Annotated in this window: 11 protein-coding genes and 1 riboswitch; of the genes, 7 read left to right on the forward strand and 4 right to left on the reverse strand. The window is 33.5% G+C overall.

Annotated features, from left to right (window positions below; all coding sequences use genetic code 11):
- Nucleotides 1–146 precede the first annotated feature (146 nt).
- Complete coding sequence (locus LQ675_RS13900) at nt 147–1,775, reverse strand: APC family permease (protein WP_078355236.1); 1,629 nt, start codon at nt 1,773–1,775, stop codon at nt 147–149.
- Nucleotides 1,776–2,062: 287 nt separating this feature from the next.
- Here LQ675_RS13900 and LQ675_RS13905 point away from each other — a divergent pair, with 287 nt between their 5' ends.
- The 4 genes from LQ675_RS13905 to LQ675_RS13920 all read left to right on the forward strand — a co-directional run bounded on the left by LQ675_RS13905 (nt 2,063) and on the right by LQ675_RS13920 (nt 7,210).
- A complete protein-coding gene (locus LQ675_RS13905) occupies nt 2,063–2,773 on the forward strand; it encodes a MerR family transcriptional regulator (RefSeq protein ID WP_075578363.1) in 711 nt (236 codons plus the stop codon).
- 516 nt (nt 2,774–3,289) lie between these two features.
- Nucleotides 3,290–3,395, forward strand: a riboswitch (SAM riboswitch).
- An 82-nt stretch (nt 3,396–3,477) separates the two neighbouring features.
- Nucleotides 3,478–4,296 (forward strand): MetQ/NlpA family ABC transporter substrate-binding protein, encoded by an 819-nt coding sequence (locus LQ675_RS13910; protein WP_239728187.1) that lies wholly within the window; start codon nt 3,478–3,480, stop codon nt 4,294–4,296.
- Between the two features lie 196 nt (nt 4,297–4,492).
- Entirely contained in the window at nt 4,493–5,761 is a 1,269-nt protein-coding gene (locus LQ675_RS13915) for a pyruvate MFS transporter (protein ID WP_048540824.1), read from the forward strand.
- A 129-nt stretch (nt 5,762–5,890) separates the two neighbouring features.
- Complete coding sequence (locus LQ675_RS13920; RefSeq protein WP_048540826.1) at nt 5,891–7,210, forward strand: Nramp family divalent metal transporter; 1,320 nt, start codon at nt 5,891–5,893, stop codon at nt 7,208–7,210.
- A 27-nt stretch (nt 7,211–7,237) separates the two neighbouring features.
- Here LQ675_RS13920 and LQ675_RS13925 read toward each other — a convergent pair whose 3' ends face one another.
- Nucleotides 7,238–7,828, reverse strand: a complete 591-nt coding sequence (locus tag LQ675_RS13925) for a TetR/AcrR family transcriptional regulator (protein WP_239728177.1) — start codon at nt 7,826–7,828, stop codon at nt 7,238–7,240.
- Between the two features lie 127 nt (nt 7,829–7,955).
- Between LQ675_RS13925 and LQ675_RS13930 the strand changes: the two genes are divergently transcribed.
- Nucleotides 7,956–9,449, forward strand: a complete 1,494-nt coding sequence (locus tag LQ675_RS13930) for a CoA transferase (protein WP_239728174.1) — start codon at nt 7,956–7,958, stop codon at nt 9,447–9,449.
- Nucleotides 9,450–9,947: 498 nt separating this feature from the next.
- On the opposite strand, the gene LQ675_RS13935 is transcribed toward LQ675_RS13930, so the two are convergent.
- Together LQ675_RS13935 and LQ675_RS13940 are read right to left on the reverse strand one after the other, a co-directional pair.
- A complete protein-coding gene (locus LQ675_RS13935) occupies nt 9,948–10,235 on the reverse strand; it encodes a putative quinol monooxygenase (protein ID WP_239728162.1) in 288 nt (95 codons plus the stop codon).
- A gap of 97 nt (nt 10,236–10,332) precedes the next feature.
- Nucleotides 10,333–11,712, reverse strand: a complete 1,380-nt coding sequence (locus LQ675_RS13940) for an amino acid permease (protein ID WP_152291959.1) — start codon at nt 11,710–11,712, stop codon at nt 10,333–10,335.
- 259 nt (nt 11,713–11,971) lie between these two features.
- Between LQ675_RS13940 and LQ675_RS13945 the strand changes: the two genes are divergently transcribed.
- Complete coding sequence (locus tag LQ675_RS13945) at nt 11,972–12,973, forward strand: NADP-dependent oxidoreductase (RefSeq protein ID WP_048540835.1); 1,002 nt, start codon at nt 11,972–11,974, stop codon at nt 12,971–12,973.
- A gap of 196 nt (nt 12,974–13,169) precedes the next feature.
- The gene (locus LQ675_RS13950) at nt 13,170–16,787 is read left to right on the forward strand and encodes an NEAT domain-containing protein (protein ID WP_239728150.1); all 3,618 of its coding nucleotides are present in this window, start codon (nt 13,170–13,172) and stop codon (nt 16,785–16,787) included.
- Nucleotides 16,788–16,801: the final 14 nt, after the last annotated feature.

Below are 16,801 nucleotides of genomic sequence, written 5' to 3' on the forward strand. Positions count from 1 at the left end.
GTAAGACACAACGAATTATTGCAAATGCATGAATATTATTAAAATTGAATACATAGTAGGGATAACTTATGTAAAGAAAGGAGTGAAAAGGGGATAAGAACATAAAAAAAGCAATCGCTCGATTAGCGATTGCTTTTAAATAATAATTATTCTTGTGATTCGTCAGGTAAGTTTTCTTTCATTTTTTTATTAATTTTCTTCGCGCGTTTGAAATAAATACCTTCAAAGTAGCTTGTTGTACCTAATTTATAGAATACAAGTGCAACAACTGCAATGACGATGAAATCATATGGGTAGTGGATCCAATTAAGTCCGTTAAATTCTTTACTTCCGATAAATGATAAGAAAGCAAGTATGATAAGATATGCAATGATCCAAATACTCCCACCGATTTGTTTTTTAGTATTTGTCCAATTTGTCTTATATTCATAGAAGAAGTAAATTGGTAAACCTAAAATAATAATAAATATAACTTGTGCTGTTGTTGGCCACATAGCCCAATATATTGCGAGTGATGCAACAACGAATGAAAATGGCGCCATAAAGCCAAGCATTTTCGCACGGAATGGCCTATGCATATTCGGTGCCATTTTTCTTAATGAAATAACAGTTGTTGGACCAGTTAAATATGCAACAAGTGTTGCTGTAGAGATAACACTTGCTAATACTGCCCAATCTCTAAATAATGAAACCATAATCATACTGACAATAGCGTTAAATACAATTGCGACACGTGGAATGTTGTATTTTTCGTTCATAGAACCTAAGAATTTAGGAATATGACCGTTTTTCTCCATTGCACGTAATACACGACCAGTAATCGCTACGAATGAAACACCTGTACCAAATGGTGATACAACGGCTTCTAAATATAATAGAATAGCTAACCAGTTTAAACCTAATATGATGGCTAAGTTAGCAAATGGTGAGTCGAAATTAATACCGCTCCAACCACCACTTTCAGAAAGCATGTCTGTTGGCATAGATGTGATAAACGTACTTTGTAAAATAATATATAATACAGCACTTAAAGAAAGTGAAATTAAGATACCGCGATAGATATTCTTTTCAGGATTTTGAATTTCAGATCCCATGTTAATAATTGTTTGGAAGGCATTAAATGAGAATATAATACCAGATGCTGTTGTAGCAGCAAATATTGGCGCACTACCATACGGCATAAATTCTCCTAATGACGAACCATAGTTTCCTGTATCAAATCCAGAAATAATTAACATAATAATCGTTACAAGTGGCACACCTAATTTGAAGAATGATATTAAACTTGTAAATGATGTTAATAGTTTAACTGACCAATAATTTAATAATGAGAAAATAATAATGATAATAAATACTGCAAATAATCCAATATTACTTATTGAACCATCATGCATAAGTTGGCTAGTAGGTTTAGCCCAATCCCATGGCCAAGAGCTGATGTATTGAACAGCTGATACAGCTTCGATAGGGATAATCGTTACTAATGATACCCAGTTAGCCCATGATGCTATGAAACCAAGCAGTGAACCATGTGTATACTGCGCGTAGTTACTCATACCACCTGATTGTGGGAACATTGTTCCAATCTCAATGTAGTTATAAGCAATAGATCCTATAACAACAAAGCCTATAATCCAAGATAAAATTGCAGCAGGACCTGCAATTGATGATGCTTCCCATGCCCCAAATAACCATCCAGAACCGATTAATGAACCAAGTCCTAATAGTACGAGTTGGGTCAGGTTAATTTTTTTGTTTTCGTTATGATTACTCATCAAATCTCCCATTCTAATTTTTAATCAATTTTTATTTGTTTTTATTGTTAAAATTAAAGCACGGGTCAATATTATACGCTTATGAAATTAATAGTCAAATTTCGTTGTAAATATCAAACGTTTTCAAATGGCTGTATATACCAATTTTATGGAGATGAAAGATTTTTAGAGTTCCGGCAGTCTGACTGGCTATAAAGTAAATTAATTTGTATTTTTAAGTTGATTGTGACGCTACGTCATAAAATAGAATATAAGTATAAAATCTATTAATACGAGGAGTGGTTAGTATGCAAATGACTACAGGACAAGTAGCCAAGGTATGTCATGTAACAGTTCGTACAGTACAGTATTACGATAAGAAAGGAATTGTCAGTCCAAGTGAAACATCAGAAAATAATAGAAGATTATATACAGAAGCGGATTTGAATCAATTAAAGATTGTGTTGATTTTGAAAGATATGAATTTTTCTTTGAAAGAAATTAAAGCTTTGTTGAAATCAAATGAGTCTATCAACACACTCAATGTACTGTTAAGTGAAAAAATCATTGAGCTAGAGGAAAATATTCGAAACGAAAGTGACCAATTGAAACAAATTCAGTTTATTAAAAAGAATATAAGTGAAGAAAGCGAATATCCAGTATCTAATATCTTGAATTTAAAAAATAAATCTAAAAAGCATCAACTAATGAAAAAATTTAGAAGTAAATTTATGTTTGTATCTATGATTGTCGGTATTGGCCAATATACAAGCATTGCCATGGCGATAACAAAGAAAAAATGGAAGCCAGTTATCATCGTTTATCCGTTCGTACTATTGTATGCAGCATTTGCCGTTAAAAAATATTATGCTGTTGTAAGTTACTTATGTCCAAATTGCCAAAATGAATTTAAACCGATTTTCTCAGAATGGTTCAAATCTAATCATACTTATCAAACAAGAAAGCTATTATGTCCACATTGTAATGTAGAAAATTTTTGTATCGAGACACATGAATAATAGTAGAATTCGATTAATAGAGTCGCGTAGTTAAAGAAGGTTTGAGAGATAAGTATAGAAAAATGAGGAAGTCATGGCTTAAGTGGTGAGTAAAGCCAAGAGATGGTGAAAGTCGTGGCTTAAGTGCCGAGTAAAGCCAAGAGATGGTCCAAGTCATGGCTTAAGTATCGAGTAAAGCCAAGAGATGGTGAAAGTCATGGCTTAAGTGCCGAGTAAAGCCAAGAGATGGCCCAAGTCGTGGCTTAAGTACTGAATAAAGCCAAGAGATGGCCCAAGTCATGGCTTAAGTACCGAATAAAGCCAAGAGATGGTCCAAGTCATGGCTTAAATTCTGAGTAAAGCAAAGAGATGGACTAAGTCATGGCTTCATACCTATATTACCCACAACTTTCACCAAACTCACATATCTTAATGCTCTTATCACCGCCATCCAAACCATCCCCTCATTCTCCGGTGTAAAATTTTAAATTGACTAATCTTGAGTACGATGATAGGATTAATAAAAATAATAAAAGACTCTTATCAAGAGTGGCTGAGGGATGTGCCCTATGAAGCCCAGCAACCTTCTATTTGGAAAGGTGCTAATTCACATAAAGTTTGTCTAAACTTTTGAAGATGAGAGGAGGTTTATCTAACTTTCTCTAATTTTTTTAGGGAAAGTTTTTTTATTTTAAATTTTATTTTGGAAAGAGGCGTGTATACATATGAAGAAACTCGTAAAGTTCGTTAGTTTTATCGGTATTATTTTATTATTAGCTGCGTGTGGGAAATCTAGTGGAAGTGAAAATACAAAGATTACGGTAGCAGCTTCTCCGGCTCCGCATGGCGATGTGGTTGAACATGCGAAGGAAAAAATGAAAGAAAAAGGTTATGACTTAGAAGTTAAAACAGTAAATGACTATAAAGTGCCAAACAAATTATTGGATAAAGGTGATGTCGATGCAAATCTATTTCAACATGTGCCTTACTTAAAAGCTGAAAAAGCAACACATGGATATAAAATTGAAGAGGTAGGAAAAGTTTTCACAACGCCAATGGGTGTTTATAGTAAAAAACATAAAGATTTGAAACACTTACCTGATGGCGCAACAATTTATGTGTCTAACAACCCAGCAGAAGAAGGAAGATTTTTATCATTCTTTGTTAATGAAGGATTGATCAAAATAGATCCAAAGGTGAAAATTGAAGATGCTAAATTTGATGATATTATAGAAAATAAAAAGAATTTGAACTTTAATAACAAACAAGGTGCAGAATTTTTACCTAAAACATATAACAGTGGTGAAGGTGATTTAGTGATTATGAATTCAAACTATGCAATTGATAATGGACTGAATCCAGTAAAAGATTCGATAGCAATTGAAGATAAATCATCACCATTTGCGAATATATTAGCTGTAAAAGAAGGTCATAAAAATGATAAGAAATTCCAAGAACTTCTGAAAGTACTTCAGTCTAAAGAAATGAAGAAATATATTAAAGATGAATATGGTGATAATGTTATTCCATATGAAAAAGAATAATACATGAGCCCAGGCATATGTCTGGGTTTTAATTTTATATATTTGTGTATTTATTCACAATGAAATAATATTATAAATCTTTAAAATTTATGTTGTAAGCGTTTCCTATTTGTGCTATATTCAACTTATTAATAAATAGAGTCATCATATGACCGCATGAATTTGAAGGGAAATTAATTAAGAAAGTTGGATATTTATGAAAGAAAAAAGAACTAATATAAGATGGTTTTTTGCAATTGCATTCTTTATTATAGGAATTATCGCATATATGGATCGTTCAAACATCTCTATTATCGCCGGACCTATGATGGAAGATTTAAATATGAGTAAAGCTCAATTCGGGCTATTAGCATCATTCTTCTCACTTGGTTATGCTTTAATGCAAGTACCTTCAGGAATATTAGCTGAAAAGTTTGGTCCTAAGAAAATGTTAACAATCGCATTATTATGGTGGAGTGCTTTCACAATTCTTACAGGTATTGTGAAAAACCATGGCTTACTATACTTTGTACGATTCTTATTTGGTGTAGGTGAAGCGCCTATGTATCCATCAAATGCTGTATTTAATAGTTACTGGTTTAATAAGAATGAAAAAGGTCGTGCATCTTCTGCATTATTAGCAGGTTCATACTTCGGTCCAGTAATTGCACCAATAGTTACAATCGCAATTATGAACGCGTTTGGTTGGCAAGCAGTATTCTATATTTTCGGTTTAGTTGGCATATTAATTGCAATCTTATGGGTGATTATCGCTAAAGATTTACCAGAACAACATAAAATGGTTAATGAAGCAGAAAAAAGATTTATTATGGAAACACGTGACGTTGTAAATACAGGTAAAACAACTGCACCTTGGAATGTATTCTTCAAACGTTTCAGTTTCTATGCAATTGCTGCACAATATTTCGTTGTACAATTTGTTATCACATTATTTTTAATTTGGTTACCTACATATATTCACGAAGAATATCATGTGGAATTTAAAGAAATGGGCTTTATCGCTGGTGCACCTTGGTTAGCAATGTTTATATTGATTATGCTAGGTGGTACAATTTCAGATAAAATTTTATCTACAGGTAAATCTAAATTTGTTGCACGTGGTGTAATCGCAATTACTGGATTTGTAGTATTCTGTATATCACTATACTTTGCGTTAGCTACAGATAACTTATATATGAATATTTTCTGGTTATCTTTATGTCTTGGTGGTGTAGGTTTATCAATGGGCATGAGCTGGGCAACTGCTACAGATTTAGGACGTAACTTCTCAGGTACAGTTTCAGGTTGGATGAATTTATGGGGTAATATTGGTGCATTATTAAGTCCAATCTTAGCTGGTTTATTAGCAGATAAAATTGGTTGGACAATGACGCTACAATTAATGATGGTTCCAGTAGCATTCGCAATCATCATGTGGTTCTTTATTAAACCTGACAATCCTTTAGTGAAAGAAGAAAATGTATAATATTTTAAGAGTCTAAGGCACATTATGTGCTTTGGATTCTTTTTTATAACAAAAAGTTTAGGTTACCCTAATTAAAATGTTTACAAATTAAATAAATAGGTATATCCTCTTGATATAGAGGTGTTAGAAATGGACAAAAGTTTAGAAGAAATTAATAGTACGGTCTCTTTTGATGCTGAAGCAAATGCTTTTAGAAAGTTCCTAATGTATTTAGGTCCTGGTTTGCTTGTAGCAGTCGGATATATGGATCCGGGTAACTGGATTACGTCAATGTCTGGTGGGGCTCAGTACGGTTATATATTATTATTTGTGATTTTAATATCTAGTTTATCTGCAATGCTGTTACAAAGCATGTGTGCAAGATTAGGTATAGCAAGTGGGATGGATCTAGCACAAGTTACAGAGCATATGACTAATAAGTCTTTAGGCGTATTTGCTTGGATTTTAGCAGAGTTAGCAATTATGGCAACTGATATTGCTGAAGTAATTGGTAGTGCTATTGCATTAAATTTACTGTTTAACATTCCATTGACTTTAGGGGTAACGATCACAGTATTAGATGTTTTACTTTTACTTTTAATTATTAAACTCGGATTTAGAAAAATAGAAGCAATTGTAGGTGTACTTATATTTACAGTTCTTATTATCTTTATGTTTGAAGTGTATCTATCTTCACCTGATGCTGGTTCCTTAATGGCAGGATTTTTACCAAGTTCTGAAATTGTTACGAATAAAGGCGCTTTATACATTGCGTTAGGTATTATTGGTGCAACGATTATGCCACACAACTTATATTTACATTCATCAATTGTTCAGTCTAGAAATTATGAAAGAACAGATAAAGGTAAAAAAAGTGCGATTAAATATGCAACAATAGATTCTAATATTCAATTAACAATTGCGTTTATCATTAATTGCTTATTATTAGTATTAGGCGCAGCATTATTCTTTGGTAGTCATGAAGCTTTAGGTAGATTCTTTGATTTATATGATGCTTTAAGTCACTCTCATGTAGGCGGTGCTATAGGTGGCGCTGTTATGAGTACACTGTTTGCGATAGCATTATTAGCTTCAGGCCAAAATTCTACAATAACAGGTACTTTATCAGGACAAATTGTTATGGAAGGTTTCTTAAAAATTAAACTTAAACCATGGGTACGTAGAATCATTACAAGAGTTATCGCAGTTATACCAGTATTTCTATGTTTGTGGTTATATGGATCAAGCGATACAAAAATAGAAGATTTATTAATTTTCACACAAGTATTTTTAAGTTTAGCTTTACCATTTAGTATTATTCCATTAATCATGGCGACAAGTAATCCAAAGATCATGGGTAAACAATTCGTCAATAAAAGATGGGTTAATATTATATCTTGGATACTCGCAGTAGTTCTAAGTGTGCTTAATATATATTTAATAGTAGAAACAATATCAGAATTTATGTAATTTATAATAAAGCCAAGGCAAATGATTTTATTGCCTTGGCTTTTTCTCTGCGTCTATTAATAATTTGATGGGACCTGTCGAATTCAAAGTGATTAATCTTTGTGCCATTTCATCAGGTGGGGTGTCTAATGCTCTAATGACCCATCCTTGTATCATACCTGCATAAGCCGCCGCAACATATTCAGCGACAATGTCTTTATCTAATATCATGTCATTTTGAACGCCAGTATCTTCGAAAAAGATAATATATCTTTGATGAATATGATTTTTAAGCAAAATATAGAAATTAGGGTAGTGTTTGAACATCGTTTGATAGAAAAATGCGTAGTGGGATATATGGCTAAAGATATTATTAGCAATATAGAATTGTGATTCGCTAATGCTGTGATGTTTTAAATAAAATTTATAAGGCTCACCGAATAGTAATTGAAAGTAACTTGATATCGTATGAGACGTTAATACATCAATTGATGGATAATGTCTATAAAACGTTGAACGATTGATTTGAGCTTCTTTACATAACTGTTTAACTGTTATGGACTGAATGCTCGTTGTATTTAAACATGTTAACAATGCATTCTGTATTTTGTTTCTGGATTGTTTTTGTTTCTTGTCCAAATCATTCACCTTCTTATGAATGCAACATTATTTGAAAATGTGTTGCTTTTCTCATTTTACACGCATTGTTTTTTTTAGTCGAACATTTTTATAATAATAATATGAAAAATTATTGGAGGAGAACATATTGAAAAAAGATGCCGAAATGTTGAAAGAAACGTTGTTAAATAATAAACAGAATAGAGTAACTGACGATCACTTTGATTTAAATGCAGCTTTAGAAGAAATTCTTAATTCAGTTGGTTATACGACTGCAGATAGTGGTGGTAACGTTACATTCTATGGTAAAGATCCAGTGTTACCAAGTACATTACGAATTGCCGGATTAGCAGGATTGGGATTGGCAGCTAAATCAGTCGCTTTAGCTCATTTATGGCAAGTTCGAGGTGGTAATGGACAAGATATTCATGTCGATATTAGAAAAGCATTAAAAAGGTTATCCCCTTTTTACGAACGAAAATGGGAAACATTAAATGGATTTCCAGCAAAAGGTCAAGAAGATCCACATACACCATTTAGATTTAATTTTTATGAAACGAAAGATAATAGATGGGTAATGCCATTAAACCCTTATCCAAATGCTAAAGAACATGTATTGGATTTATTAGAGTGTCGAGGAACGAAAGAAGCGGTTACTAAAGCGATTAAACAGTGGAATGGTAAAGAATTAGAGGAATCGGGTTCTAAAAAAGGTATCGTGATGCCGCTCGTACGTTCTGTTGAAGAGTTTGTTGAAGAAGAACAGTTTAAATATATTGCAGAATCAGAACTGATTGAAATTAAGAAAATAGGAGAATCTGAACCGATACCATTCACTGAGAACCCAGAACAACCATTAAGTGGTATAAGAGCATTAGGAATGGGGCATGTTATAGCAGGAGCAGGACTAGGTAGAGGTTTAGCACTTCATGGAGCGGACGTACTCAATGTATGGCGACCAACTGAGTTAGAAGTAGAAACAATGTATTTAACTTCTAATGTCGGAATGCGTTCAACTTATTTAGATATCACAAATCAACAGTCACATAGAGATAAATTTGATGAATTGTTAAGTGATGCAGATATATTCTTCATCAATAAAAGACATGGATTTATGGAAAAATATAATGTGACAGCTGAAGCATTAGCAGAGAAGAAACCCGGTATCATACATGCGTCTGTTAATTTACATGGACATGCAGGACCATGGTCAGATAGAAATGGATTTGATCAGACGGCAGGAAGTGTCACAGGTGTTATGAGTTTAGAAGGAACAGATGAACAACCCGCATTGCCACCAATTGTCGTTGTAAATGATTACGTTATTTCATGGTTGTTAGAACTCGGTACAATTAAAGCATTAGAAAGACGAGCAGTAGAAGGTGGTAGTTATAGTGTGTCTGTATCATTAAGTAAAGTGTCTGCGTATTTAATGTCTCTAGGTATATTTGATAAAGATTATGCACAAGAAGTAGCAAATAGTAATGAAGAACATCGTGCAGTAGCGCCAGAACAATTTGAAGCAGAAACACCACTTGGAACTTATGTAGGTGTGACAGATCAAGTAGAAATGAGTGAAACACCAGGACATTACGATACAGTCTTGATGGTCAGAGGATCAGATAAACCAGTTTGGAAGTAGAAATTGGTTGAATTTAGTTTGATATAGGAGTCGTTAGGGACAGAATTCCGAGAAATGTCCGTAAGAGGTGCTGTTAGGGACAGAATTCCGAGAAGTGTCCGTAAGAGGTCCTGTTAGGGACAGAATTCCGAGAAATGTCCGTAAGAGGTGTCGTTAGGGACAGAATTCCGAGAAATGTCCGTAAGAGGTACTGTTAGGGACAGAATTCCGAGAAATGTCCGTAAGAGGTACTGTTAGGGATAGAATTCCGAGAAATGTCCGTAAGAGGTGTCGTTAGGGACAGAATTCCGAGAAATGTCCGTAAGAGGTGCTGTTAGGGACAGAATTCCGAGAAGTGTCTCTAAGTGAGCGCCCACCTAATTACCAGAATTCGAAATAATGGTAGTTAGCTCAACATAATCACACAAAAAATAAGCATATCACTTTATTTTCTGAGTTTCTCAGATAAGTGATATGCTTATTCGTTTATTTATAGGATTCTTCAGCTATGAGTAAGTTCTATTCTTTGCTTGCACTTACTTTAATATCTGAAGGTCCAGCTAATAATGGTTTGATACTTTTAATAAATTGTTGGAAGTGTTCGCTATTATTATGTGTTTCTATAGCTTCTTGGCTTTCCCAAATTTCATACATTAAATAAGTATTGTCTGACTCAGTTGATTTGAAGTGTTCGTAACCGATATTTCCGGTTTCTTGTCTTGATGATGCTACTAAATCTTTAATCAATGCTTCATATTGTTCAACTGCTTGTGCTTGAACTTCAAACTTCGCATTTATGATTAACATAAGATAACCTCTTTCTCTATATCAATTTGATTTCTATATTTGAATCATGACAGAAAGCGATAGAATTGTAAATTTTGAAATCTTGGAATTGAAAATTTTATTTGGTTCTTAATTTTGAGTGTCTTATTCCGTACGTAAAGTACATGATAATACCTAAAATAAACCATATAATAAATGCAATCCAAGTTGTACGTGTTAAGTTTGTCATCAAGTATAAACAGATTATAAAGGATACGATTGGTAATACGGGATATAAAGGTACATTAAAACCTTCTGATGGTAATGATCGATTTCTTCTTAAGAACAGAACGCCTATTGAAACTGTACAAAATGCAAATAATGTACCGATATTAATTAGTGAAGCGAGTTCTGATAAAGGTACAAGACCTGATACGATTCCCATAGATAACGTGAGTATGACAGTATTTTGTACGGGTGTTTGTTTTTGATTCGTTTTAGAGAAGACTTTTGGTAGTAAACCATCTCTACTCATCGCGAATATTAAACGCGTTCCACCATAAGACATGACGAAGATAACTGTTGTCATACCAACGATTGCACCTAGTGACAGGAATCCAGCTATCCAATTTTGATTAATGGATTGTAATGCATATGCAACTGGTGCACCGACACCTTCTAAATTTTGATATGGTACGACACCTGTAAGTACAGCTGAAACAATAATGTATAAAATAGTACAAATCGTTAATGCACCAATAATTCCGATTGGCATGTTCTTTTGAGGATTTTTAACTTCTTCAGCTGCAGATGATACTGCATCAAATCCAATATACGCAAAGAACACCATTGAAGCACCTGTTAACACACCATTGAAACCAAATGGTAAGAAAGGACTCCAATTATCAGGTTTAACATAAAAAATACCTACTATTATAAAGAGTAGGACAACCATTATTTTGACAATAACCATAATATTATTGATACGTGTAGATTCTTTTACGCCAATAATTAATAATGCGCCAATGATCATAATGATAATAAATGCTGGTAAATCAAAATAATGACCACTAGATGGGTCATATGAACCAGATAATGCTTTTACAATATGGATATTCATACCAGATAGTAAATTAACGACGTATGAAGACCAGCCACTTGCGACTGCTGCGATTGCTAAACCATATTCAAGTAATAATGCCCAACCTAATATCCATGCAATACCTTCACCAAAAACATAATAACTATATGTATAGGCACTACCAGCTTGAGGAATTTTTGATGAAAATTCAGAGTAACATAAAGCTGCTAAACCGCATCCGATTGCAGCGATAATAAATGAAAGCATAATTCCAGGTCCAGTTATTGTTGAAGATATTTCACCGGGTAAAATAAAAATACCACTACCAACAACAGCTCCGACTCCAAGCATGGTTAAATCAAAAGCGCCGAGTGTTTTTTTAAGTTTTTTATTTGATTGAGAAGAAAGGTGTTCTTTCTTCTTGAAAAATTGATTCATGTTGCACCTCCGGCAGACAATTATACAGAGATTTGTCTAAAAATTCTATATGTTTAAATAATTCGATTAGTGTAATTTTGTTTTAAAAAAGGAATTATTATGTATTTAATTTGAAAATTTAGTGAATTATAAATAAAATATGATAAAAGTTATAAAAAAATTAAATTACGAACAGACTGTTTGACTCAATTCATAATCATGTTTAATATTTACAAGCGTAAAGTAAGTAATTACTTTTTATAAATGAGGAGGATAATCCATGAAAAATGAACAAATTGTATTAGCTAAAAGAACTGAAGGTATCCCTCAAGATGATGTATTTCGTTATGAAGAAATAGAAGTGAAAGAACCAAATAATGAAGAAGTGTTATTAAAATCAATATATGTTTCTGTAGATCCATACATGAGAGGACGTATGAATGATTCTAAAAGTTATACGCAGTCTTATGAATTAGATAAACCATTTAACGGCCATATCGTTGCAGAAGTCGTTCAATCAAATGCTTCTGACCTTAAAGAAGGCGATATTGTAACAGGTATTTTACCTTGGCAAAAATATATAACAATCAATGAAAAATATGTTACTAAAATTCCATCAAATGAAGTACCGTTATATCTATACTTAAGTGTACTCGGTATGCCTGGTATGACAGCTTATCAAGGACTCTTGAAAATTGGTAAACCTCAAGAAGGAGAAACAGTTGTAGTTTCAGCTGCATCCGGTGCGGTTGGATCTGTCGTAGGACAAATTGCTAAGTTGAAAGGTGCGCACGTAGTAGGTATTGCAGGTGGATCAGAGAAAGTAAATTACTTAACTGAAACATTAGGTTTTGATGAAGGTATAGATTATAAGAAAGATAATTTTGCTGAAGCATTAGAACAAGCAGTTCCAAATGGTATAGATGTTTATTTTGAGAATGTTGGCGGTGCACTTTCAGATGAAGTGTTTAAACATTTAAATAAATTTGCACGTATACCAGTTTGTGGCGCAATTTCTTCATACAATCTTAAAGGCGAAGACATTGGACCACGTATTCAACAAACATTGATTAAAAGCCAAGCATTGATGCAAGGATTCATTGTTGCACAATTTAATGAAGATATTAAAGAAGCAAGTGAACAGTTAGCACAATGGGTACAAGAAGGGAAAATTAAATCCGAAGTTACAATAGACGAAGGGTTTGATCAAATTCCAAATGCATTCCGTAAGTTATTTACTGGTGATAATTTTGGTAAACAAGTTATAAAAGTAGCTGAATAAAAAATGTGAAATCAGTTTAGGATGAACATATCCTAAGCTGATTTTTTATGCGCTCATTTAGACGAGTATAATCTAACAAAAAAATGACAAAAATATCCATTTGTATATTCCTAAAATTTTGATTAGATGGTATAATTTTGAATTGACAAATGATAACGATTATCATTATCGACTTTAATTTACGGGAGAGATGAATATGACAACACAACACGAGCACAACAAGAATCGTTCAACAATCAAGAAGCAACATCATTTTTCTATTAGAAAATTGTCGGGAGGAATAGCTTCTATTGCTATTGGTGCGACTCTATTTTTGGGAGCAGGTCAAACAGCTAATGCAATGGAAGATAAAGTTGATACAGTAAATGAAGCGGCGGCTACTACTGAAGATAGTCAAAGTGAGCCAGTAGCAGCAGACGATGCTTCGGCTGCTGAAACAGCAGAAGCACCAGCTGCAGAAAATGTAGATAATGAAACAGAAAGTAATGACGGTGTAACTGAAGAAATTCAAGGTTCTGATGCGACTGACTCAACAGATGTAAATGCAGATGATGCAATTGCAAATAGTGTATCTGCAGACGATTCAACTGCAGATGATGGAACAAGTTCGGGAGAAGAATCTGAAGCAAAAGAAGAATCTGAAGCAAAAGAAGAACCTGATACAACAGACCCAAGTAAAGAAACACAAGTATTTCCTGAAGATGAAACATTAGAATCAGCGGTTGGATCTGATGAAGCGGAAGACAATGTAACAACTGAAGCGACTACCGATAAAGAGGAAAGTGCTGTATCTGAAGAAAATGAAGCACATGACTTTGGATTTATTGTAAAGAAAGAAGCAGAAGATGCAAAATCAGTAATGGATGATTATTTAGAACATCCTTCAAAAGTAAGCTATGAAAATGGAAAAACATATGTGAATTTCACATTATTAAACCCTAATTGGTGGAAAATGTTTGAATTATATAATGGTGACGAAAAACTTAATATGACAACATTAGAAGAAAATGATGATAAACGTGTTGTTAAAGTTGAAGTACCATCAGGCGTTTCAGAACTTACATCAAAAGTACATATCGTTGTACCATTTATTAATTATGATAACAAATATACAACACGCGTTATTTTTGATGAAGCTGTTCCAGAAGCACCAAAAGAAGAAGCTCCAAAAGCCGAACCAGAAGCACCAAAAGCAGAAACACCAAAAGCAGAAACACCAAAAGCAGAAACACCAAGTGAAGATAAAGTATCTGCAGACAATGAAGGACAAGACTTTAGTTTCGTTGTGAAAAAAGAACAAAAGGATGCAACATCAGTATCAGATCTTTATTTTGAACATCCTGCGAAAATAATCCATAAAAATGGAAAAACATTTGTTAACTTTACATTGAAACGTCCTGAGTTTTGGAAGAAGTTTGAATTATATAATGGTGATGAAAAACTTAACACAACAATTATAGAAGATACTGAAGAGCAGCGTATGGTACAGGTTGAAGTACCTACAGGTGTATCAACACTTATATCTAAATTGCATTTATATATCCCTTATGGTGATACTTATGATTACGATTTAACAACACGCGTTGTTTTTGATAAAGCTATTCCAGATGCATCTCAAGTAGTTCCAGAAGTGCCTAAAGCAGATGCAGAGGCACCAAAAACAGAACCTGAATCACCAAAAGTAGATGCAGAAACTCCTAAAGCGGATCAAGATCAAACTTCTAAATTAAGAGAAGATGTTAAAAATAAAGAAATTCATAATAAACCAGTTGATGGTGAAAAACGACCAATTAACTTTAAAGTTATTAATCCTAAAGATAATTCAGAAATATTCTATTATGCTGCTATGATTAAAGATCCAGCAAATATTGTTTTTGATGGCGATCAACCTATTTTAGAATTACGTGTGGATGCACCTTCAACATGGGTTGAGTTTGATTTATTTGATGGCGATAAAAAGTTAGACTATGAAGTTGTTTCATATGATACGGATAACGAAGTAGCTACTATTAGAGTCAAAGTTAATAAAAATACGCAAGAATTAAAAGTAAAAGGAACTGTACTTGCACTTGATAGTAAGACTGAACATGAACTTGGTCATATAGTATTTGATAAACCAATTACTAAAGACGCATCTAACTATGCAACAGCAGATGATTATAAGAAACAAAAAGATAGAGAGAAATATGATAAAGCTGTTACTTTAGAAGATAAAGTTCGTGAGCTTGAGAAGTTAATCGATAAAGTTTCTGATGATGAAAAACCGCAACTTCAAGAAGTATTAAAAGGACTTAAAGATAAATTAGCTAAAGAATTAGAATCTGCAGTTACAGAATTTGAAAAAGCACCAGTTACCAATGTAGATACTTCAAAAGCAAAAGACAGAGACTTTAAAGTTTTACACAGTTCTAAAGAGGATCAATCTCATATGGACTTTGAAGTTGAACACCCAGCTAAATTAGTTGAGTATAATGGTAAGAAGATGTTAGCTATTACATTAAAGCATGATTCAATGTGGAAAGATTTCCAAGTAGAAGGTGAAGATGGATATAAACGTCCAATTACAATTAGCAAAGATAGTGAAAAAGATACAAGAACAATCTTATTCCCTGTTGTAGAAGGTAAAGATTTCTATAATGCAATCATTAAAATTCATTTAATAACAACAAATATTGATTATGAAGGTTCATACCATGTAAGAATTAAGGACTTAGGAGATGCAACTGACAATACAGAACCAAGTCCGGAGCCGACTCCAGAACCAAGTTCAGAACCGACACCAGAACCAAGTCCGGAACCAACTAATACAGACGGAACTACTGTATCTGCAGACAATGAAGGAGAAGACTTTGGTTTCGTTGTAAAAAAAGAAAATAATGATTCAAATTCAATAACGGACCGATTTTTTGAACATCCTTCAAAAGTAAGCCATGAAAATGGAAAAACATTTATTAAGTTTACATTATTACGTCCTGAATTCTGGAAAAATTTTGAATTATATAATGGTGAAGAAAAACTAAATACAACAATATTAGCAGAAGATAGTGAGAAGCGTATTGTGAAAGTTGAAGTACCATCAGGTGTGACATCACTAATATCTAAATCACGTATCGTAAATCCTTATGATAATACTGATAAAGAATACACAACACGCGTTATTTTTGATAAAGCTATTCCAGGAGCATCAGTAGCAGAACCAGAACCAAGTCCGGAACCAAGTCCAGAACCGACACCAGAACCAAGTCCAGAACCGACACCAGAACCAAGTCCGGAACCAAGTCTAGAGCCGACCCCTGAACCAAGTCCAGAGCCGACTCCTGAACCAAGTCCGGAACCAAGTCCAGAACCAACACCAAGTCCAGCTCCAGATAATAAACAAGAGCCAACAAAAGATCAGCCATCAACAGCAACACCGGATCAAAAAACGGCTCCAACAACTGACCAAAAACAAGAACCAACTAAAGACCAACAACCAACAGTTAAACCAGATCAAAAAGCTGAGCCTGTTGTTAATGTAAGCACTAAACCAACAACTAAACCAGCAAAAGAACAAGTTAACACAAATAAAGAAGAACAAAAGCCAGTTGAGCCAGTAGCAAGCAAAGATAAAGTTGAAGCAACAAAACAAGAATTAAGTAAAGATAAAGCGACAACTGAGCAACCAAAAGAACAAGCTAAGAAACAAGAAAATAAAAATGAATTACCAAATACAGGTGAGCTTGATAATACACAATATGCATTATTTGGATCACTTATAGCTGGATTAGGTTCATTGTTCTTCATAGGTAGAAGAAAAACAAAAAATAGTAAATAAAAATGAGACCTAAA

Origin of the sequence: Mammaliicoccus sp. D-M19 (assembly GCF_022386695.1) — a bacterium.
Lineage (GTDB): Bacteria > Bacillota > Bacilli > Staphylococcales > Staphylococcaceae > Mammaliicoccus > Mammaliicoccus sciuri.